This window comes from Mycobacterium sp. OAS707 (assembly GCF_014873705.1).
Lineage (GTDB): Bacteria > Actinomycetota > Actinomycetes > Mycobacteriales > Mycobacteriaceae > Mycobacterium.
Genome location: NZ_JADBDS010000002.1, coordinates 192479 through 212346 on the forward strand (window position 1 = coordinate 192479; position 19868 = coordinate 212346).

Genomic DNA, 19868 nt, shown 5'->3' on the forward strand with positions numbered 1-19868 from the left:
TAGCGAAGGGATGAGTGAGGTCGTAGCTCACATGACCAAGACCGTCATCGCCATCACCGGGGCCAGCAGCGGCATCGGGGAAGCCACCGCCCGCGTGCTCGCCGCTCGCGGCGCGGCCGTGGTGCTTGGCGCGCGCCGAACCGACCGGCTCGACCGCATCGCCGCCGAACTACGCGGCGGCGGCGCCGAGGTGGCGACCGCCACGATCGACGTCACCAGACCCGAGGATCTGCAGCGCCTGGTCTCGACCGCGGTGTCGGAGTTCGGCCGCCTCGACGTGTTGGTGGCCAATGCAGGCATCAGTGTCATCGGGCCGATGGCCGACGCGGACCTGGCCGGCTGGTCGTCGATGATCGATGTGAACCTGCGCGGTGTGCTGAACGGGATCGCCGCGGCCATGCCGGTGTTCGTCTCGCAGGGCCGGGGCCATTTCGTGACGATCGTGTCGACCGCGGGCCTGAAGATCACGCCCGACATGGGCGTCTATGCGGGCACCAAGAACGCCGTGCGCACGGTGATGGAGGCGCTGCGGCAGGAGTCGACCGACGGCACGATCCGGACCACGTCCATCTCACCGGGCTTCGTGCGCACCGAGTTGGACAGCTCGATCACCGACCCCGCGCTGCGGGCCCAGATACGTTCCAGCATGGACACTTTCGGGCTTGCGCCCGACGCCGTGGCCCGAGCGGTCGCGTTCGCCATCGAACAGCCCCACGACGTGGAGATCGGCGACATCACCATCCGCCCGACGGTCCAAAGCTGACGGCGACCCCCGAACGAGCAGGGAGCCTGCCGTTCGGGGGTGACGGCAGGCTCCCTGGTTGTGGGTGGTCGTTACGCGGACGCTTGCGCCCCCAGCACCCGCTGGATGTCCGGCAGCATCTGCTGCACCTGCTGGCCCCAGTAGGCCCAGGTGTGCGTGCCCTGCGACGGGAAGTTGAACACCCCGTTGCTGCCACCGGCCGCGACGTAGTTGTCCCGGAACGTCACGTTGGTCCGCAACGTGAATCCTTCCAGGAACTGCGCGGCCATCAGGTTCTCCGATGAGCTACCCGAGTCGAGATCCGACGGGGTGCCGGTGCCGCAGTAGATCCAGATCCTGGTGTTGTTGGCGACCAGCTGGGCCATGTTGACCATCGGGTCGTTGCGCTTCCACGCCGGGTCGGACGACGGACCCCACATGCTCTCGGCGTTGTAGCCACCGGCGTCGTTCATCGCCAGCCCGATCAGCATCGGCCACCACCCCTCGGAGGGGTTCAGGAAGCCCGACAGCGATGCGGCGTAGATGAACTTCTGCGGGTAGTAGATCGAGTACGTCAGCGCCGTGCTGCCAGCCATCGAGATGCCGACCACCGCGTTGCCGTTCTGCGAAACACCCTTGTTGGCCTCCAGCCACGCCGGGAGCTCCTGGGTCAGGAACGTCTCCCACTTGTAGGTGTAGTCCTGACCGTTGCCCCGCGACGGCTGATACCAGTCCGTGTAGAAGCTGGACTGGCCGCCCACCGGCATCACGAGCGACAGACCGGAACCGTTGTACCACTCGAACGCCGGGGTGTTGATGTCCCAGCCGTTGTAGTCGTCCTGGGCGCGCAGACCGTCGAGCAGATACACCGCATGCGTTCCGCCACCTTGGAATTGGACGCGGATGTTGCGGTTCATCGCAGCCGAGAACACATCCAGATATTCGACGGGCAGACCCGGTCGTGAGAACGCATTGGCAGTCGCCGAACCCCCGACGAAGCCGATCAGTCCGGGCAGGATCGCCGCCGCAACGGCACCCACCGCCAGTCGGCGCGACCACTTGGTCCGAAACCTCTCAATTAACTTCATAACGGCAACCAACCCACCTTTCATTACGTGTCACAAAAGCAATTGCCGTCGCTTTCCTGCGTAATGAAACAGGCCGAGGCCGCGTGAGTGGTGGTGCGACACCGTGTTGTGAAGTCGCGGTTGGCTAACGATTCCGACTCGGCGCGGACTCGAGAACAGCCGATTTGGTGTGTGACCTGTGAGAACAGAGTTACAGCTGTGACTCGCTGTCGACGCTTGGCGCGGCGCGCCCCATCCGGTACAGCTGTGTCACGTGGTGCGGCGTCAGCTCGTCGAGCGAGGTCACACCGAGCAGCCGCATCGTGCGGATGACCTGCGCGGAGAGGATTTCGACGGCCCGGTCGACGCCCGCCTCACCACCTGCCATCAAGCCGTACAGATAGGCCCGCCCGACGAGGGTGAACCGCGCGCCGAGCGCGATCGCCGCGACGATGTCCGCGCCCGCCATGATCCCGGTGTCCAGCAAAATCTCCGTGTCGCGTCCGAGCTCCCGGGCGACGGCAGGCAGCAGGTGGAACGGGACCGGCGCGCGGTCGAGTTGGCGACCGCCGTGATTGGACAGCAACACGCCGTCGACACCGAGGTCGACGACAGCGCGGGCGTCGGCCAGGGTCTGAATTCCCTTGACCACCAGCTTGTTCGGCCATTGCGCCTTGATCCACGCCAGATCCTCGAACGTCACCGTCGGGTCGAACATGGTGTCCAGGTACTGCGCGACGGTTCCGGGCCAGCGGTCCAGCGACGCGAACGACAGCGGTTCGGTGGTCAGCAGGTCGAACCACCAGCGTGGCCGCGGCACCGCGTCAAGGATTGTCCGCATCGTCAGAGTCGGAGGAATGGACATGCCGTTTCGGGTGTCCCGCAGCCGCGCGCCCGCTACCGGAACGTCGACCGTCACCAGCAGCGTGTCGAAGCCAGCCGCGGCCGCGCGCTCGACCAAAGCCATCGACCGATCGCGGTCCTTCCACATGTAGAGCTGAAACCAGTTGCGCCCGTGCGGGTTTGCCGCCTTGACGTCTTCGATGGAGCAGGTGCCCAGCGTCGAGAGAGAAAACGGAATCCCGGCGCGGGCCGCGGCGTGGGCGCCTGCGATCTCGCCCTCGGTCTGCATCAGCCGGGTGAAGCCCGTCGGCGCTATCCCGAACGGCAACGCGACGTGATCACCGAGCACCGTGCGGCCGGTGTCGACCTTCTCGACGTTTCGCAGAATCGACGGGTGAAACTCGATGTCGCGGAACGCCTGCCGGGCGCGCGCCAGTGACAGCTCGTCCTCGGCGGCGCCGTCGGTGTAGTCGAACGCGGCCTTCGGTGTGCGACGCTTGGCGATTCGGCGCAGGTCCTCGATGGTCAGTGCAGATTGCAGGCGGCGCTTCGTCACATCGAGCTGGGGTCGCTTGAAGCCGATCAGCGGTGCAAGCTCACCCGGTCTTGGCACGCGTCGCTTCATGACGCGCTCACTAGTCGTCCGTGGCGGCCAACGCCCGTTGGATGCTGGCACGCCGTTGTTCGATGGTGCGGCCGATGTCCTGGAGTAACAGCGGCTTTCGGCCAACCAGTTCTTCGACGTATTCGCGGTCGATCTGCAAAACGGTCACCTCGTCGAGTGCGTAGGCGGTGGTGGCGGCGGGCTCTCTGGTGAGTGTCGTGCTGCCGAGGAAGTCACCCTCTTCGAGGGTACGCACGGGTATGACGGCGCCCTCGTCATCGGTGATGGCGAGCTGGACGTGGCCGTTGACGATGAACGTCATCCGCTTTGGCACCTGACCGGCGACCTGAACGTACTCGTCCGTCGCGTACCTGGTGAGGCGGGCACGGGGGAGCAATTCCTCTTGCTCTGCCTGCGTCAGTCGCAGGGTCGGCGAGATGATTTTTATCGACGCCTCGAGCCGGTCGCGGGTTTCGAACTCATCTTCCGCCTCGTCGAGATGCAGACCTGCGCGACGCGATGCGTACCAGACCCAGCGCAGGAACGTCGCCCGCGTGACGATGTCGTCGGCCGGTGACCGCAGCGGGATCACCGTGCGGTATTCCATTCCTCCTGCCGGCCGGCTGACCGGCGTCGAGTCAGGTCGCAGCTGCGGCAACGCCGACGCCACGCGGGTCAGCATCGCGCAGATGTCGTCGGGCGCGTCGTCGAAGCCGAACTGCGTGGTGACGACCAGCGAGTGGGTGCCGGGCGGTCGGCTGAAGTTGGTGAACGATGCCGCCGCGAGTACCGAGTTCGGCATGATCAGCAGTCCGCTGCCGGTGTCGATATGCGTTGCCCGCCAGTTGACTTCGACCACCCGGCCGCGTGCAGTCGGGGTTTCGATCCAGTCGCCCAATTGAAACGGTTGCTCGAACAGCACCAGCAGACCCGAGATGATCTGCCCGACGGAGTTCTGCAACGTGAGGCCGAGCACGATCGACGACACACCGAGCGCGGTGAACAAGCCACCGATGTGGGCGCCCCAGATGTAGGCCAGCATCAGCCCGACACCGATGGCGATCAGCGCGAACCGCGCCACGTCGAGGAAGATCGACGGAATCCGCTTGCGCCACGAGCCTTCCGGTGCACCCTGAAACAGGGTCGCGTTGGTGCCCGAGAGGAGCAGCACGAGGACCACGAAGCCGAATACCGTCGCCACCACACGGACCGGCGTCGTCTCGCCGGAAATCTCCATCGCCCCGACAAGCAGGACCAGCAGCGCGCCGAGGGGGAGCAGGTAATTGCGCACCAAATGCACGGGCCGCGCGAGAAAACTGCCGCGACGTCGCAGCGCGTTCTGGAGTTCTGTGAGCAGCACCAGGCAGACGGGGAAGGCGATCGCGACGCCGATCGCCCAGTAGAACCATGGTGCCGCCAGTGTCACGGCTGACGCTCCGCCAATCGCCAGATCGGCTCCGCCTCGCCGTCGACGGTGATCTCGCCCGCCGAGGTGAACGTGCGGGTGTCGCGCATCGCGTCGTAGACCCTCGAGGTGACGTAGACGCCACCCTGCGGCGATCCGCTCTGCACCTGATACGCCAGGTTGACCGCAGACCCCCACATGTCGTACGCGAGCGTAGAGCGGCCGACGAGACCACTCGTCACGGTGCCGGTGTCGATGCCTGCCCGCAACTTCAGCTCGTTTCCGGTCTCGGCGTTGAAACGGTCGATGGTGCGGTGCATCTCGATCGCGAAGTCGACTGTGCGCCGTACATTGTCAAGGCGCGGCGTACTCAAACCGCAGCTGGCGAGGTAGCCATTGTGCAGCGTCCTGACCTGTTCGACGCCCAGATTCTCTGCCGCAGCGTCGAATTGGCGAGTCAGCCGATTCACGATCGTCAGCAGCTCTTCGGAGCTCAGCTCGGCGGCCAGCTCGTCCAAACCGACGATATCGGCGAAGATCACCGTCACGTTCTGGTGATCTTGTGCAATCGTCTCTTCGCCCTCGCGGTAGCGCTGCACAACCTGCTCGGGCATCAGCGAGCGCAACAGCCGGTCGTTCTCACGCCGCTGCTCGGCGAGCAACTCTTCCTTGATCGCCAGGTTGCGGCTCATGTCGTTGAACGCGACGGTCAGGTCGCCGAACTCGTCGCGTGATTTGACCGGCAGCGTGACGTTGTAGTCGCCTGCGCTGATCTGCTGAGCACCGGCTTCGAGCCGCCGGATCGGCCTGACGAACAGCCGCGCCAGCAACATCGCGGCCAGACAGACCACGAAAATGATTACCGCCGTTGAGATTACGAGAGTGCGGGTAAACGTGAACACCGGCTCAAAGGCCTCGGTCGAGTCGATCTTCGCGATCATCGACCAGTGCAGCCCGCGCAGGTCGACCGGCGCGTAGGCCTGCAGTGTCCGGTGCCCGAGATAGTCGTCCTCGATCAGGGTGCCGCGCTGCCCACGCTGCGCCAGCCGGGTTGCCTCGTTCTTCACCGGCTGCACGAGGGTGGTGCCATGCTGACGGATCGACTCCTGTGCCACGTCGGGCGGGGTGCCCGCGTTGATCACATCACGTTTGAACTGATCGGGGTTCTCCAGGAACAGCCGCGAGTCGGACCGCATCAGATCATCCGGTCCCACCAGGTAGGTCTCGCCGGTCTTGCCCATTCCGGCGGCTTCCCACTTACCGTTCACCGTCATCAATGCGTTGATCTTCGATATCGGGAACTGCAGCGCCAGAACGCCTTCCGCCCGGCCCGGCGGGCCGACCGGCGACACCATCCATGCGGTGGGCTCATCGGCGGGCTGGTAGTCGCCGAAATCGGTGATCCCGACGTAGTCCACGGCGTGGGAGGCCAGCGCCTTCGAGTAGGCGTCACTCAGCTCGTTCTCGCGGTACGGGCCGTTGAGGATGTTCGTGCCGAGATCGACACCCTTGTAGGCGCTGTAGACCACGTTTCCGCGGGTGTCCAGCAGCAGCGCGTCCTCGAACTCGAAGCGCAGCACGATCTCTCGGAAGAAGTCGTTGAACCGCGCATTGGCGGCCGACCACGCGCTGCCGTCGCCCGCGTCTTCGAGACGTATCGACTGGTTCCAGTCCGTGAAACGCGTCGTGTAATTGGCCTGTAGATATTTCTCCGCATTCGAGGTCGGCAACAATCCGTTGATGTCGACTTGATTACCGGTCTGCGCCTCTTCGGTCTTCGCGAATTGGTTGCGGTAGTAGTCGACGACCGATTGCCATTGGGGCGGGGTAACGGTCGCACTGTTCAATTGGTCGAAGGCCGCGGTGAACCCCTCGATGGCCTCGGTCGTCGTCGCGCCCCTGGTGTAGATGACAAGAGAGTCCTCGAGGTCGTTGAACTTGGCCTCGAGTTGGCGCGCCTGCGATTCCCTGATCTCGGTCAGCCGGTCGAACGCCGATGCCCGCAATGAGGTCCGCCCGGAGTGAAACCCGATGGCGCCGACCACGGCAGCGCACACGACACTGGTCAGCAACAGCATCACCAGCAGCTTGGACTGGATGCTGATCCGGGACAGGGCGCGGCGACGCCAGCTTCGCGGCTTGGCCGCAGGCGCGGGCTCCGGCTCCGGTTCGACCGAGGATTCCGTGTCGGTGGTAGTCGTCATTGAATCCCGAACATTAGCTTGCAAAACTTGACGATGAAGTGACTGTAGGCAAATCGTTGTCCGCGACTGGTGCAGATCCGTTCGATCTGCATCGCTTTGTCGGCGCGCAGCAGCGAATCTATGACACGGTGCTCGCCGAATTGCGCGCCGGCGCCAAGCGCAGTCATTGGATCTGGTTCGTGTTTCCGCAGCTGCGAGGCCTTGGTCGCAGCCCCACCGCGCAGCACTACGGCATTTCCACGCTCGACGAGGCGCGGGCGTATCTGGCACACCCTGTGCTGGGAGCCCGACTGCGCGAGTGCACGGAGTTGGTCGCGGCGATCGACGGCCGCTCCGTCGACGAAATATTCGGCTGGCCCGACAACCTGAAGGTGCGGTCGTCGATGACGCTGTTCGCGCGTGCATCCGACGAGCCCGAAACCGAGGCCGGTTTTCGGGCGGTGCTCGACAAGTTCTACGGCGGCGAAGAGGATCCGGCCACCGTGGAACTGCTCAACACGGCGCGATGATCAGCCAGCCGTGCGGCTCGATCACATGCTCGGTGACGACCTCCTGCGGCGGCGCGCCCGACCCCGCCACAAGCCGACCCTGCGCAAAGCCGAGCTCGCCAAGTGACACCCGCATCGGCGCGTCGTCGATGTTGAGAGCCACCACCAGCACGTCGGCGCCGTTACGGGTCGCGTAGGCGAATTGCCGATTGGTCAGCTGCAGCTTCGTCGTTCGTGCGGTGTGCAGCCACGGATGGCGGCGACGCAACCCGATCAGGTACTGGTGCAACCGATAGATGGCGTGGCCGTGTTCGTCGACACCCGCTAGGGGAGCGGTGAATTCGGGCCGCACGGCGTCGTCGCCGCCGAACCGTTCCTCCTTGACCCCGCGGTACGCAGCCTCGTCCCCGGCGTACACGCTCGGCGTACCCCCTGTCGTCAACAGGAGCACCAGCGCGTGTTCGAGGTGGCGGGTGTCGTCCAGCCGGCTGGCGATCCGGGTGACGTCGTGGTTGCCCACGAATGTCAACGGCACGAAATCGTCGAGAAACTCGTTGTGGCGCAACAGTGCCCAGTCGAGTTCGTGGAAGTTGCCGTCGTTGAGGCTGCTCCAGATCGCCTTCCACAGCTCGTATTGGGTCACGGAGTCGAAGCCGGAGTCCCGCACCCGCGCGACGTAATCCCCGTGGATGACCTCTCCGACGAACCACGCGTCGGGAAATTCCGCGCGAACCCGGGGCAGGACGGCGGCCCAGAACCGGTCAGATACCGCGTAGGCGGCATCCAGGCGCCACCCGTCGGCGCCGCGGCGCAGCCAGTGCGTCATGACGTCGACGGTGTAGTCGATGACGTCTGGGTTGTCGTGGTCGAGCGCGATCAGCTCGCCGTGGCCCTCGAAGGTGTCAAAGCTGTTGCCGCGCTTGCGAAACCACTCCGTACGCGCGAAATCTGTGGCGACGTGGTTGAACACCCCGTCGAGCAGCACCCGCAGCCCGCGGCTGCGGGCCTCGGCGATCAGGTGGTCGAAATCGGAGTCGTCGCCAAGGCGTGCGTCGATGCGGTAGTGGTCGGTGGTGTCGTAGCCGTGCGTGCGAGACGCGAAAACGGGACCGAGAGCGACGCCCGACGCGCCGAGCGCGATGGCGTGGTCGAACCAGTCGGCGATGCGGCGCATCCGGTGTTCGTCTGCGGCAGGCGGCGGATCGGCCGGATAGGCGCCGACGAAGCCCAGCGGGTAGACCTGCCACCAGATCGCGTGCTCGACCCAAGCCGGTTCTGTCATGCCCGGAACTTCGCCTCGTAGAGGGCTTTCATGGTCTCGGCGAGTTCGGGTGCGGGCCCGTCGACTGGCACCCTGGGCGCGACGGCGTTGATCGGCAGCGGCGCGACGGGCGACGGTGGTGCACCCCATTCGGTGCGCCATTGGGTCAGCTGCTCCGACGAGGTGGCGTAGACGATGCGGCCCAACCCGACCCACGCGTGGCCGGCCGCGCACATCGGACAGTGTTCACCGGAGGTGTAGACAGTGGCGACGGCGCGTTCGTCAGGCGTCAGGTTGTCGACGGCCCACTGCGCGATCGCGAATTCGGGGTGGCGGGTCTGGTCGCCGTCCTTGACGCGGTTGCGGTCCTCGAAACGAACGGCACCGTCACCGTCGACCAGGATCGAGCCGAACGGCTCGTCACCGTCGTCCAGCGCCACCTGCGCGAGTTCCACGCAGTGGCGCAGCCGTTCGAGGTCGTCGTCGCTGATCGCCACAGGCCGCAGTTTACGCAGTCAGTGACAGACCTCGAGTCGGCACGCGCATGACGCCGCGATCGGGACGTCGGCGCGCGCCTTCAGCAGGTCGAGTTGTTGACCGATGATCGCCGCCTCATCGGTACGGCCCAGCCGTTGCAGGCATTCGTGATAGCCGTGCAGGCTCCACACGTTGCCAGGGTGTTGACATGGCCGCGCCAGCGTGGGGTCGAGTCCCAGATCTGCGGCGTACACCTGTGCGGCCTGCTCGACGTGGCCCTGCTCCAGCAGCAGGGCGCCGTATGCGTGGCGCGTCGGTTGCATCCAGCCCCAAGGTTCGTCGTAAGGCAACGAATCGTCGAGTTCGATTGCCCGCCTTAGATGTTGAAATGCTTCATCAAACCGTTGCTCGCGGTAGGCGATCTCGCCGTCGAGCATCTCGGCAGCGATCGCCAGGATGTCTCGCGCGGTGTTGTTGAACAGGTAGCGGCTGTCGGGGATGCGGGTATACGCCTCTCCGAAGGCCTGTCGCTCGGCATGTGCCTGCGGCAGTTGGCCTTTGGCGGCGTGTGCGACGCCACGGCCGTAGTGGATGGTCGCGGCGGTGGTGCAGTACAACTGGACATCGTCGGGAAGAGGTTGCGCGATCAACTCGTCCCACCGACCGAAGCGCACCAGCACGTGAATCCGCAACGGCACGAACGCCTCCAGCCAGTCGGCCATCGGCGGCGACTCGATGGCCAGCAGGTCAGGCGTGAGCTGTGCTGCGAGTTCGTCGGCTGCCTCGAACGCCGCCCGCGAGTTGCCTTCGAACATCGCCGAATAGACGATGAAGTGCAGGTTGTGCGCACGGTACAGCGAGTAGAAGTTCAGCGGTCCTTCGCGCTCGACGAACTGCCGATCGGCTTGCACCGCAGACAGATTCGCCACGACCGAGTCGCGGTAATTGCCGCACAGCACGTCGATATGGCTGGGCATGTGCTCCAGGTGACCCGCGTCCGGGACCAGGCCGCGCAGCAGATCGGCCGCGGGCAGTGCCTCTTGAGGGGTGCCCGACATCTCCATCGTGTGCAGATACAGGTGCAGCACCCCGGGGTGCTCGCGGCCCGCCGCTGTTGCCAGCGCGTCATCGAGTATCCGCTTGGCCTCTGCCACCCGTGAGCCCGGTGCGGGCTCGCCGGTTCTGGTGTCCCACAACGCCCATGCGGTGATGTTGACCAGCGCGTCGGCCGTCAGCGCCTGCACGTCGATGTCGTCGGGGTAGGCCGCACCGAGCGCGACCATCGCGTCGGCGTACGCGGCGTGCCCGGCCTGTAGCGCTTCTGTGTCGTCGGGATCGTCGGTAGGAAAGCGGGCCAGCAGCGCCTCGATCAGAGCATGTTCGACGGCGGATGCGCGTCCTTTGCCGGCAAGGCCGAGTTCCATCCGCGCCCGCGCCAGCGACACGGACAGATCGACGGGATCGAACGCCTCCCACGCCTTGTTGTAATTCGGCCCGATCGAGTAGGCGATGCCCCAGCGAGCGATCGCCAGATCGGGATCGAGTTCAAGAGCGCGGTCGAAGCAGCGGATCGCCTCTTCGTGGTTGAACGCGTAGGCCCAGACCATGCCGCGGTCGAACCAGATCTGGGCCTGCGGCGAGGGCGTATCAGTCGGCCGGTGATAGGACCCCAGGTCGTAATACGGCTCGGTCGCGGACAGCGAGATGGTCATGGGTCGCACGATAATTCACCCGCGAGGCGGTCGCGGCGATAGCGAGCACGCAGCCCGCCGCACCCCAGATCGCCAGCGTCACAAGCGGCGCCTGCGCGCCGTTGCCGCCGAAGTAGGAGACGCTGCGCAGCAGCGAAACCCCGGAGCCCTGCGGCACGATCGTGGTGAACGTCGAATAGAAGCCCGACAGCAGCGGGCGGCCCACCGGACCAGCGGCCGCGGCGTTGCCGATCACGACCAGGAAGGCCGTCAGCGCCATCGACGCGACCGACCCGAACGCGGCCGCCACACCCGTGATTGCCCCGCCGACTGCCATCGCGTACAACCACAACGCACCGAACACCTGCCAGGTGTGCCCGGTCAGCGCACCAAGAATCACGTCGACGTAAACGGTCACCGCGCCCGCCAGCAGCGCCGAGAACCCGGCCAGCGTCGCGGTCCGCAGCGCCAGCGTCAGCGGTGTGCGCACGGTGCCCATCAGGCGACCCAACACCGTGGCCCCGACGGACGCGCCGATCGAGATGAAGATGATCGCGTAGAACTCGACCGTTCCGGACGGGTCACCGGCCGATGCCGGCGCGACGTCCTCAACCGACGGGTTCAGACCTGCCTTGGCGGCGATGCTCCGGCCGACGGTCTCTGCTGCGGTGGCAACGCTCTTGCCGCCGCCGCCCGCGACGTAGATCTTCAACTCACCGGGCGCGGCGACCGCGTACGCGGCGTCGGTCTTGCGCTCGTAGACCTGCTGGCGCGCGGCCGCTACGTCGCCGACTTGGGTGACCGACAGCGTGTCCTGGCCGCGGATGCCGTCCACGAGTTGCTGTGGGCCCGCGACAGCGACGGACATGTGGTGCAACGTCGGTTTGGCGAACGCGCCGGAATAGCTCGCAATCATGGCGAGCACGAAGAGCGTGAGCCCGACCATCGCGAGTGCCACGGTGCGCACAGCGGCGCGATCGCGCACCGGGTGCCGCTCGGGGGCCTGATGCTTAGCCATTCTGGGGACCTTTCGAAGAAGTGGTGAGGCCGAGTAGGGCGTTGACGGTGTCGAGCGCCGCACTGGCGCGGCCGCTCAGGTCGGTCGAGTCGGGGTCTTCCATCCACGCCCGCAGCACCTCCATGAACCCGCCGACCAGAAATCGGCTGACCGATTCCGGGGTGAGGCTGGCGATCGGTGAGACCACCGGCATGCCGTTTGTCGCGATCTGGACGCACGCGGGCTGCAGTTCGGCGCGGAACGCCGTCACCACCCGTTGCGTCACCGCGCTGGGCACGATGTTGCGGTACATGGACCGGTGCTCGGAGGCGAAGTCGAACAGCCGCAGAATGCGGGCGCGGGCGTCACCGTGAATGTCTGCGGTCGCCGCGGCGAACGCGACAGTGAATGCGGTCGAGATCGCGTCGTCGCGATCGGTGAAGTGTTGGTAGAAGACCTGCCTGCTGACCTGAGCGCGGGCGACGATGTCGCCGACGGTCAGCTCGTCGACCGGCCGCTCGTGCGCCAACGCAAACGCTGCCTCACGCAGGCGGGTGCGGACCCGTTCTGCGCGGGGATCGATGCTGTGCGCTCGTGCGGCCATACGAGCAGCGTAAGCGACTTCGTAGACAGCTGACTACGAAAGTTTAGGTAATCTAAGACACCTGTCTGATCAGGTGTGACGGCCGCTACTTCAGAGCGTGTGCAGTACGGCGGTGGCGACCGCGAGTGCGAGCCCGATCACGGCGGCCGATGTGTCCTTGGCGCCATCGGAGGCCCGCAGATGAAACGCGATGGCCCCGATCGACAACAGCGCAAGGCCGATCGCTGCGGCGATCCCGATCGGGGCCCAGAGCAGACCGACGAGCGCGCCGGCCACGCCTGCCAGTTCGCACACGCCGATCAGCCGCCATTGCAGCGGTTTGACGCCGAGGTGGTCGCGGATGGCCAGCGACTGGGGGACACCGAGCAGTTTGATGCTCGCGGCGAATGTGAAGAGCACGGCGAGCAGGATCGTCACGACAACGGTGGCGGTGTCCATCTTCGAGCAGAGTAACTGACTAGCGTTCTTCGCGTGCTCCAGATAATCCTCAACTACGTAGGCATTGCGGTGTTCGCGGCGTCAGGTGCCACTGTGGGTGTTCGTAAGGGCTTCGACCTGTTCGGCATCGCAACGCTGGGGGTGCTCACCGGCGTAGGCGGGGGCGTGCTGCGCGATCTGCTGCTCGACAGACCGCCGTATTCAATTCAGCACTGGCCCAACATCACCGTCGCACTGCTCGCCGTCGCGGTCGCAACGCCGTTCTCCCATCTCGTGTTGCGGATGAACACGGCGGTGTTGGTCCTTGATGCGATCGGGATGGGCTTCTTCGCCACCTCGGGTGCGGCCATCGCGGTCGACGCCGGCGCCAGTTGGTTCGCGGCGGCCATCATTGGCATGCTCACGGCCATCGCGGGCGGCATGCTGCGCGATGTGATCGCTCGCGAGGTTCCCTATGTCATGGGTCCTGACGATCTGTACGCGCTGCCCGCGTTGCTCGGCGCCGTAACCTACGTGACGATCGACTATTTCGGGCCGCAGTGGGTGGGTGTTGCAGTCGGCAGCGCGCTTGCGACGCTACTGCGCCTCGCTGCATTGGCGTTCCACTGGCGGCTCCCGACCGGCCCACGCGAGTTGATCATGCCGGATGCCTAGTCAGTGGCCGGCGATGACGTCCGCTTCGTCGACTACCACCGGGTCCTTGGCGCCGGGCAGGAATGAGTAAGCGACACAGACGATTCCGAAGAACACGTAGCCCAGCGCGACTTGCGGGTTGGCCGCCCACGCCACCTCGGGCGCGTGAATGAGACCGACGAACGACAACACCGCGCCGACGAACGACGCGATCGCGGCATAGACGAACTTCTTTTCCAGAATGAAGGCGACCATGGTGCCGAGGACAAGGCCGACGAGGATGGCGCCCTCTCCGAGTGTCTGCAGCCCCTCATACACGACACCGGCCTTGTTGAGCGCGTCGACGCCGACCTTGGGCGCAGAGGTGCCCGCCGCATTCAACGCGTTGTCGATGAGTCCGCTGGCCCACTGGGCGAGGTTGGGCAGCAGCGCCGCGACGACAGCCACGGCGTGCAGTCGCGGCACGGCCTGAAAGGCCTGGGCGCCGATCAACAGCCCGATGTAGAGCAGGATCGGCACGATTGCAGGCACCGGCAGCAGGCTGTCGAGCACCCCGAAAAGCCCGAGGAAACAGAGGATTCCGATCACCACGCCGCTGGCAAGTGAATAGTTGGCGCGCCCGCCTGCGTCCTTCCAGCCCGGGTGGCCGATGTAGACGGCTGGCGGAAACGGCGATCCGAACGCCGAGCCGATCACCGCGCCCGCCCCATCGGCGAGCAGCACACTGCGCAGGTTGAAGTTGTCGCCCGCGGCGGCGGCGCTCTCCACGTTGCTCATCGCCTCGGTGAAGTTATAGACGCCCAACGGAATCGCGGTGCCCAGCAGGGGCGCCAAATTCGAAAGGCCGTGGAACAGCAGATCCAGCCGCAGATCCGGAATGCCGATCGCGATGTCGGAGATCGCCTTTCCCACATCGGGTGCCGACATGTAACCGCCGATCCATCCGATCGCGGTGCCGACGAGCAGAGCGGCAAGCCCGACCGGAATGCCGAACGGCAGCTTCACATCGGTGAAGAAGCCGATCAAGATGATGGCCATCACGGGCAGGCCGATCCACGCCGCCTCCCACATCTGCGCTGCGGGACGCATCGAGATGAATGTGATCGAAATACCGGCCAGCGTCCCGAGCATCGCCGCGCGCGGGGTGATCGCTCGGATGTAGGGGCCGACGAACGCGCCGATCATCACGATCACACCGATCATGAACGCCCACGCCAGCCCGGCCGACCACGCCTGAATCGGGTCCTTCGTGTTGAGGTACACCGGCAGCATCACAACGAACACCACGATGAACATATGCGGCACGCTTGGGCCGTACGGCAGTGCGGTCACGTCGTCGCGGTTCTCCCGACGGGCCAGCCGGCGCGCCAGAAACGTGTAATACAAGTTGCCGAGGATCAACGCCACCCCGAGAGCGGGCAACACGGTGCCGAGGACGTCGCCTGCGGGCACCGACACGACGCCGATCATCAGGCCGGTCAGTGTCAGGACGTTGACCAGAATGTTGAACCCGAGCCCGAAGAACGCGTTGGTGTCGCCGCGGGTCCACGCGGGCAACGACGTTCGTGGCGGATCGACCGGCGGGTCGGCGGCTGGCTTCGTGACGTCGGTCGTCATTGAGAGTCCTTTCAGGCGGCGGCGGTGGTCAGCGCGTGCAGCGCAGGTATCACGGCGGCGGTGTCGGCGACCCATCCGAAGATGCCGCCCTGCGCCTTGATCATGTCGAGCCCGACGCGCTGGAACTCGGGGAAATACGAACCGACGCAATCGGATACGACGAGGCACTCGTAGCCTCGATCGTTGGCCTCACGGGTGGTGGTGTGCACGCACACCTCGGTGGTCACGCCGGTGACGAGCAGCTGGGTGATGCCGGCTTCGGTGAGAATGTCCTGTAGTTCGGTGGCGTAGAACGCGCCCTTGCCGGGTTTGTCGATGACGACCTCGCCGTCGATCGGCGCCAGCTCGTCGACGATGTCGTGTCCGTACTCGCCGCGGATCAGGATGCGGCCGTATCTGCCGTCGTCGCCGATGCGTTTCGACGGGGCGCCGCGATTGAGCTTGGCGGGCGGGCAGTCCGAAAGGTCGGGCTCATGGCCCTCCCGGGTGTGGATCACCATGACTCCCGCGTCACGGGCCGCGGCAATGAGGTCGGCCAGCGGAGGGACGACCTTGAGCAGCTGGGCGACGTCGTTGCCGAGGCTTTCGCCAAACCCGCCCGGCAGCAAGAAGTCTCGTTGCATGTCGATCACGATCAACGCGGTCTGGCCGGCAATCAGTCGAAACGATGAGGGTTCGGCCGGCACTTCGATGGGGCTCATACCCGCTCCTCGCTCATGGTCGTTGCGGCCGACGATGTTCGCGGCTCGTCGAGAATTTGCGCGGCGAGATGCAGAACGGTGTCGTCTGTGCCTGCCGCGCCGAGAAGCATTGCGCTGTAAGGCCGCCCATCGCTGGTGAGGCCGAGGGGCAGCACCGCCCCCAGGAGGTCGAGCAGGTTGCCGAAGTGTGTGTAGTGGCCGAGCATGGTGTTGCAGTCGATCGGCGCGGCAAGCACCTGCTCGACGGTGAATGTGGTGCCGATGGTCGGCACCACCAGAACATCCATCCGCTGCCATAGTCGCGCCGCCGCCGCCTTGAGTTCGGCCAGCCGCTGCAGCGCAGCGAACGCGTCGACCGCGGTGTACTTCAGGCCGCCTCGCAAGATCTCTCTGACTACGGGGTGTATCGAATCCGGTTGGGCGGCAAGGAAATCACCGAACTCGACGAGCCGCTCGGCCACCCACGGACCCTGGTAGAGCAGCTCACCTGCCGCCAGGAAAGGCTCCAACGAGACGTCGACGATGGTGGCGGTGCGGGCCAGGTGTTCGCGGAATCCCAGGTGGGCGCGGCGCATCGGCTCGTCGCCGAAGAACTCGAGCTCGTCTGCGGGCGGTAAGCCGACCCGGATCGGTGAGCCGCCGTAGCGCGGCCCGCGATCGCGTGACCAGGCATCGTTGTCGTCGCGGGCCGCCACCACGTCGAAGACGCGGTCGACATCGTCGATCGAGCCCGCCATCAGGCTGATGCAGTCCAACGACTTGCATGCCGGGACGAGTCCCACCGTGCTGATCACGCCGCGCGACGGTTTGAACCCGACGACGCCGTTGAGAGCGGCGGGAACCCGGCCGGAACCCGCGGTGTCGGTGGCGACGGCGAACGGCACCTGGCCGAGCGCGACCGCCAGCGCGGAGCCCGAACTCGAGCCGCCGGAGATCATCTCGCCGCCGTAAACGCTGCGCGGGATCGGATAGGGCGTGCGGGTGCCGTTGAGTCCGGTCGCGAACTGATCCAGATTCGTCTTGCCGACGTACAAGGCGCCCGCGTCGAGCAGCCGGCGCACCACCGGCGCCGTCGTCGACGCCACGTATGCGTAGTCGGGGCACGACAGGGTGGTCGGCACACCCTCGACATCGATGCTGTCCTTGACGCCGAACGGAACGCCGTAGAGCGGCAGAGTGCGTGCGCCTTCGCGCTTTTCGATCTCTTCGGCGGCGGCCAACAACTCATCCCTTGGCACCGTCGAGAGCCAGGTGCCGTCGTCACCACGGGCGGCGATCGCATCGGCCACCCGGGCCGCCGTCTTGGTGGGCGAACCGGTGCCGCCGGCATGTGATGCCAGTATCTCGGCGACGGATGGCCCGACGGACGGTCCATGCGCGTTAGCTGCCATCCGGTAAATATTCGTGAGCTTGATGGCGATCGCGGGTCGAGCGTGTGTCGTTTGTGTTAGCTGTGCTGTTCGGGAACTCTCGGAACGCGACGGGCCGTTGTGTTCACCGTGGCCACTGCGGAGTCGTTGCTTGTCGTGCATCAGGATCTTGCCACCGCGTCGGCGCTGGCACCGCTGCTCCGCCTCAACGGCAAACCGGGCTTCGTGGTGGCAGACATGACCGACGTCGACGACTTCGCACCGATCCCGTCGGTGGTGTTGCCGGATGCGCCGCGCTATCTGCTGCGCGACCTCGACCGCGGTGATGCGATGGCCAACTGGAGTCCAGAGGAGGCGCTGCGCGCCATCGAGGACGCCGGGCGGACGCCGCTCACGCTGACCGAAGGATTGCAGTGGCTGCTGCAGCAGCCCGATGTGCTCGAGCGCAACCACTGCTTCATGACCATCGGATCACGCCGTCGCAAGCCCGACGGCTCCCTTGACCCCAGGACACCCGCGGTGTGGATCAGCAACGGCACCGGGCGCGACGGGCCTGCGAACCGCAACGCGCCGAAGGTCGGCTGGTGCTGGGCGGGCAATCGGCACACTTGGCTCGGATTCGCCTCTGCCGGCGGCAGATTCAGCGTCGACTGATCAGCGCCGTGTCGACGAAGGGTGTGACCGTGTCGAGCCAAGCCTGCGGCTCCGACGAGAACACCACGTGACCCGTCGGCAGTGTCGCCAACCGGGACCCCGGGATGGCCGCCTGCACCGCCTTGCCCCATCGCAGCGGCGCGGTGATGTCCTTGGCGCCCCAGGTGATCAGCACCGGCACGCTGATCTGGGCGGCCCGCCCGCGCAGGTCGTGACCGGGGTCGGTGAAGCTTCTCCACAACGCCGCCGCGGTGCGCGCACCGCCGTCCGTCTTGGCGCGCGCGACGACGCGGTCGACGACGGCCCTGTCGGTCGGGTTCTTCGCGCGCATGTACGCGCGGACGATCAGCGGGAACACGACCTTGATCACGGCGGGGTGGCCCATCACGCCGCAGAAGAACCGGGTGAAGACGCTGTGCGGGGTGAAGCCGCCGTTGTTGATCAGCACCACACCGGCTACGCGCTCGGGCCGCTCCAGCGCCAGTCGGCATGCCGCGTAACCGCCGACCGAGTTTCCGACGAGGACAGCGTTGGTGAGGTCCAGTCGATCCGCGAATTCGATGAGCAGATCGCCGAATTCGACTGCGCGCAGCGGGGTAGCGGGCAGGGGAGACTCGCCGTGGCCGGGCCAGTCGAGCGCGATGACACGCCGGCCCTTGCCCAGGCATTCGGTCACGGGGGCGAAATCGGTGCTGTCGTGCAGCGCCGCGTGGAGCAACACGACAGGCGGGCCGGAGCCCTCATCGGTGTAGGAAACGGTGCCGAGTGCGGTGTGCATGGTTGCCATCGCCGAACCTTTCATTGACCGGTCGGTCGGTCAGTTACACTATCGCATGTGGAAGTGGCGAACAAGAGAGTTGCCGCCGCGCAGCAGACCCGCGCGAAACTGATCGAGACGGGGCTGGTGCTCGCAGAGGAGCTGGGACTGGAAGGCTTGTCGGTGAACGCCGTCGTCGCGAGTGCTGGGGTGTCGAAAGGCACGTTCTTCCATCACTTTCCGGATCGGGTGTCGTATCTGGTCGCGCTGCATCGGCGCTTTCACGATGTGCTGTTCGACGAGGTGATGTCGGCCATCGCCGAGATGGCGCCTGGCAAAGACCGGCTCACCGCGGTGGCCGCCACCTATTTGGACGCGTGTCTGCGCGACCGCGGCGTTAAAGCGCTACTGCTGGAGGCGCGAGGCCATCTGCCGATCGCCGATGAGGTCATGCGCCGCAATCGAATGAACGTCGATGTGGTGGCTGCCGACTTCGAGGCACTCGGTGCGCGCCATCCCCGGGCATCGGCGCGGTTGTGGATCGCTGCGACGGCCGAGTGCGCGTTGATGGAGCTAGAACTCGGCCGTCGCGATTCGGCGGCCCGGGCAGCGCTCGGCGCGCTGGTGCGATGAGCCGCGGTCAGCAACTCGACAAGCTGCACTAGAACGTGTTCTAGTGCAGGTGTGCTGGAGTGGACCCTGGAGAACCTCAGTGCCGATGAGGTCGCACGGATGCGCTCGATATATGAGCCGCTCACCGAGTCCGTGCGCGCGCTGATCGACGCGACCATCCGCACCGAGGTCGGCGCCGAAGCGGTTGCCGCCGCCAAGGCCGAGATCGATGCGGCCACAGCGCAGCTGCGCAGTCAGCAGGTCGACGGGTCATATGGCATCCGGTTCACCGCAGACGGCGACCAAATGCCGTGGGGCAACGTCGTGATCGGTGTGCGCAATCCCGTGGCCCCACCCTTGGAGATCCTGCACAGCGACGACGGCGGCGCGTTCACCGACTTCCATCTGGGCGCTGCCTATGAAGGGCCGCCAGGACACGTGCACGGGGGAGTCGCGGCTCTGGTGCTCGACCATGTGCTCGGCGCCGCGGCCAGCAGCCAGGAGAAGCCACGCCTCACCGGCACCATCACGTTGCGCTACCGACGACTCACCCGGCTCGGCGATCTGCACGCCGAAGCCAGGATTGCACGCACGGACGGTGTAAAGACCTATGCCGTCGGCCATCTCGCGGACGACGAGGGCATCACCGTCGAAGCCGAAGGCGTCTTCATCCGGCCACGTTGGGCTCGCGACTGACCCGAAA

The 19868-nt window shown here is 66.0% G+C and carries 20 protein-coding genes; 6 read left to right on the forward strand and 14 right to left on the reverse strand.

Annotation, left to right across the window (positions count from 1 at the left end; all coding sequences use genetic code 11):
- Positions 1 to 31: 31 nt before the first annotated feature.
- A complete protein-coding gene (locus GGC64_RS11670) occupies positions 32 to 763 on the forward strand; it encodes an SDR family oxidoreductase (protein ID WP_192722682.1) in 732 nt (243 codons plus the stop codon).
- A gap of 71 nt (positions 764 to 834) precedes the next feature.
- Here the strand turns inward: GGC64_RS11670 and GGC64_RS11675 are convergent, their stop codons facing one another.
- The 4 genes from GGC64_RS11675 to GGC64_RS11690 all read right to left on the reverse strand — a co-directional run bounded on the left by GGC64_RS11675 (position 835) and on the right by GGC64_RS11690 (position 6865).
- Complete coding sequence (locus GGC64_RS11675; RefSeq protein ID WP_192722683.1) at positions 835 to 1830, reverse strand: esterase family protein; 996 nt, start codon at positions 1828 to 1830, stop codon at positions 835 to 837.
- 190 nt (positions 1831 to 2020) lie between these two features.
- Entirely contained in the window at positions 2021 to 3277 is a 1257-nt protein-coding gene (locus GGC64_RS11680; RefSeq protein WP_192722684.1) for an alpha-hydroxy acid oxidase, read from the reverse strand.
- A 10-nt stretch (positions 3278 to 3287) separates the two neighbouring features.
- Positions 3288 to 4682: a mechanosensitive ion channel family protein gene (locus GGC64_RS11685; RefSeq protein ID WP_192722685.1), complete on the reverse strand. Its 1395-nt coding sequence runs from the start codon at positions 4680 to 4682 to the stop codon at positions 3288 to 3290.
- A complete protein-coding gene (locus GGC64_RS11690) occupies positions 4679 to 6865 on the reverse strand; it encodes an adenylate/guanylate cyclase domain-containing protein (protein ID WP_192722686.1) in 2187 nt (728 codons plus the stop codon). Before GGC64_RS11690 ends, GGC64_RS11685 begins: the two co-directional genes overlap by 4 nt.
- Before the next feature lie 38 nt (positions 6866 to 6903).
- On the opposite strand from GGC64_RS11690, the gene GGC64_RS11695 reads away from it, so the two are divergent.
- Entirely contained in the window at positions 6904 to 7374 is a 471-nt protein-coding gene (locus GGC64_RS11695) for a DUF1810 domain-containing protein (protein ID WP_370582073.1), read from the forward strand.
- Here GGC64_RS11695 and GGC64_RS11700 read toward each other — a convergent pair.
- From GGC64_RS11700 to GGC64_RS11725, 6 genes are all read right to left on the reverse strand, one after another.
- A complete protein-coding gene (locus tag GGC64_RS11700) occupies positions 7358 to 8635 on the reverse strand; it encodes an alpha-amylase family glycosyl hydrolase (protein ID WP_192722687.1) in 1278 nt (425 codons plus the stop codon). The two genes, GGC64_RS11695 and GGC64_RS11700, sit on opposite strands and share 17 nt — an antisense overlap.
- Entirely contained in the window at positions 8632 to 9111 is a 480-nt protein-coding gene (locus GGC64_RS11705) for a nucleoside deaminase (protein ID WP_192722688.1), read from the reverse strand. Before GGC64_RS11705 ends, GGC64_RS11700 begins: the two co-directional genes overlap by 4 nt.
- An 18-nt stretch (positions 9112 to 9129) precedes the next feature.
- Positions 9130 to 10803, reverse strand: coding sequence for a tetratricopeptide repeat protein (locus GGC64_RS11710; RefSeq protein WP_192722689.1), 1674 nt, complete (start codon positions 10801 to 10803; stop codon positions 9130 to 9132).
- Positions 10739 to 11800 (reverse strand): hypothetical protein, encoded by a 1062-nt coding sequence (locus GGC64_RS11715; protein WP_192722690.1) that lies wholly within the window; start codon positions 11798 to 11800, stop codon positions 10739 to 10741. The genes GGC64_RS11710 and GGC64_RS11715 overlap by 65 nt, the downstream gene beginning before the upstream one ends.
- Positions 11793 to 12383: a TetR/AcrR family transcriptional regulator gene (locus GGC64_RS11720; protein ID WP_192722691.1), complete on the reverse strand. Its 591-nt coding sequence runs from the start codon at positions 12381 to 12383 to the stop codon at positions 11793 to 11795. Before GGC64_RS11720 ends, GGC64_RS11715 begins: the two co-directional genes overlap by 8 nt.
- Before the next feature lie 90 nt (positions 12384 to 12473).
- On the reverse strand, positions 12474 to 12821 hold the full coding sequence (locus tag GGC64_RS11725; protein WP_192722692.1) for a DoxX family protein: 348 nt from the start codon (positions 12819 to 12821) through the stop codon (positions 12474 to 12476).
- A gap of 33 nt (positions 12822 to 12854) precedes the next feature.
- Here GGC64_RS11725 and GGC64_RS11730 point away from each other — a divergent pair, with 33 nt between their 5' ends.
- Entirely contained in the window at positions 12855 to 13475 is a 621-nt protein-coding gene (locus GGC64_RS11730) for a TRIC cation channel family protein (RefSeq protein WP_192722693.1), read from the forward strand.
- Here the strand turns inward: GGC64_RS11730 and GGC64_RS11735 are convergent, their stop codons facing one another.
- The 3 genes from GGC64_RS11735 to GGC64_RS11745 are packed head-to-tail and all read right to left on the reverse strand — an operon-like array spanning position 13476 to position 17163.
- Complete coding sequence (locus GGC64_RS11735; RefSeq protein ID WP_192722694.1) at positions 13476 to 15071, reverse strand: regulator; 1596 nt, start codon at positions 15069 to 15071, stop codon at positions 13476 to 13478.
- Between the two features lie 11 nt (positions 15072 to 15082).
- Positions 15083 to 15772 (reverse strand): cysteine hydrolase family protein, encoded by a 690-nt coding sequence (locus GGC64_RS11740; RefSeq protein ID WP_192722695.1) that lies wholly within the window; start codon positions 15770 to 15772, stop codon positions 15083 to 15085.
- Positions 15769 to 17163 carry an allophanate hydrolase gene (locus GGC64_RS11745; RefSeq protein ID WP_192722696.1) on the reverse strand — a complete coding sequence of 465 codons (1395 nt, stop codon included), beginning with the start codon at positions 17161 to 17163 and terminating at the stop codon, positions 15769 to 15771. The genes GGC64_RS11740 and GGC64_RS11745 overlap by 4 nt, the downstream gene beginning before the upstream one ends.
- 108 nt (positions 17164 to 17271) lie before the next feature.
- On the opposite strand from GGC64_RS11745, the gene GGC64_RS11750 reads away from it, so the two are divergent.
- Positions 17272 to 17796: a DUF5701 family protein gene (locus GGC64_RS11750; RefSeq protein WP_370582074.1), complete on the forward strand. Its 525-nt coding sequence runs from the start codon at positions 17272 to 17274 to the stop codon at positions 17794 to 17796.
- On the opposite strand, the gene GGC64_RS11755 is transcribed toward GGC64_RS11750, so the two are convergent.
- Positions 17783 to 18583, reverse strand: a complete 801-nt coding sequence (locus GGC64_RS11755) for an alpha/beta fold hydrolase (RefSeq protein WP_192722697.1) — start codon at positions 18581 to 18583, stop codon at positions 17783 to 17785. The two genes, GGC64_RS11750 and GGC64_RS11755, sit on opposite strands and share 14 nt — an antisense overlap.
- A gap of 48 nt (positions 18584 to 18631) precedes the next feature.
- Here GGC64_RS11755 and GGC64_RS11760 point away from each other — a divergent pair, with 48 nt between their 5' ends.
- Both GGC64_RS11760 and GGC64_RS11765 read left to right on the forward strand, forming a co-directional pair.
- Positions 18632 to 19186 carry a TetR/AcrR family transcriptional regulator gene (locus GGC64_RS11760; RefSeq protein ID WP_192722698.1) on the forward strand — a complete coding sequence of 185 codons (555 nt, stop codon included), beginning with the start codon at positions 18632 to 18634 and terminating at the stop codon, positions 19184 to 19186.
- Positions 19187 to 19237: 51 nt separating this feature from the next.
- The gene (locus tag GGC64_RS11765) at positions 19238 to 19861 is read left to right on the forward strand and encodes a PaaI family thioesterase (protein ID WP_192722699.1); all 624 of its coding nucleotides are present in this window, start codon (positions 19238 to 19240) and stop codon (positions 19859 to 19861) included.
- Positions 19862 to 19868 lie beyond the last annotated feature (7 nt).

What these genes read in the sequence shown, in the direction of transcription:
- GGC64_RS11670 (WP_192722682.1), top strand. Translation starts at nt 32, where the DNA reads ATGACCAAGACCGTCATCGCCATCACCGGGGCCAGCAGCGGCATCGGG.
- GGC64_RS11675 (WP_192722683.1), bottom strand. Translation starts at nt 1,830, where the DNA reads ATGAAGTTAATTGAGAGGTTTCGGACCAAGTGGTCGCGCCGACTGGCG.
- GGC64_RS11680 (WP_192722684.1), bottom strand. Translation starts at nt 3,277, where the DNA reads ATGAAGCGACGCGTGCCAAGACCGGGTGAGCTTGCACCGCTGATCGGC.
- GGC64_RS11690 (WP_192722686.1), bottom strand. Translation starts at nt 6,865, where the DNA reads ATGACGACTACCACCGACACGGAATCCTCGGTCGAACCGGAGCCGGAG.
- GGC64_RS11700 (WP_192722687.1), bottom strand. Translation starts at nt 8,635, where the DNA reads ATGACAGAACCGGCTTGGGTCGAGCACGCGATCTGGTGGCAGGTCTAC.
- GGC64_RS11710 (WP_192722689.1), bottom strand. Translation starts at nt 10,803, where the DNA reads ATGACCATCTCGCTGTCCGCGACCGAGCCGTATTACGACCTGGGGTCC.
- GGC64_RS11715 (WP_192722690.1), bottom strand. Translation starts at nt 11,800, where the DNA reads ATGGCTAAGCATCAGGCCCCCGAGCGGCACCCGGTGCGCGATCGCGCC.
- GGC64_RS11720 (WP_192722691.1), bottom strand. Translation starts at nt 12,383, where the DNA reads ATGGCCGCACGAGCGCACAGCATCGATCCCCGCGCAGAACGGGTCCGC.
- GGC64_RS11725 (WP_192722692.1), bottom strand. Translation starts at nt 12,821, where the DNA reads ATGGACACCGCCACCGTTGTCGTGACGATCCTGCTCGCCGTGCTCTTC.
- GGC64_RS11735 (WP_192722694.1), bottom strand. Translation starts at nt 15,071, where the DNA reads ATGACGACCGACGTCACGAAGCCAGCCGCCGACCCGCCGGTCGATCCG.
- GGC64_RS11740 (WP_192722695.1), bottom strand. Translation starts at nt 15,772, where the DNA reads ATGAGCCCCATCGAAGTGCCGGCCGAACCCTCATCGTTTCGACTGATT.
- GGC64_RS11745 (WP_192722696.1), bottom strand. Translation starts at nt 17,163, where the DNA reads ATGGCAGCTAACGCGCATGGACCGTCCGTCGGGCCATCCGTCGCCGAG.
- GGC64_RS11755 (WP_192722697.1), bottom strand. Translation starts at nt 18,583, where the DNA reads ATGGCAACCATGCACACCGCACTCGGCACCGTTTCCTACACCGATGAG.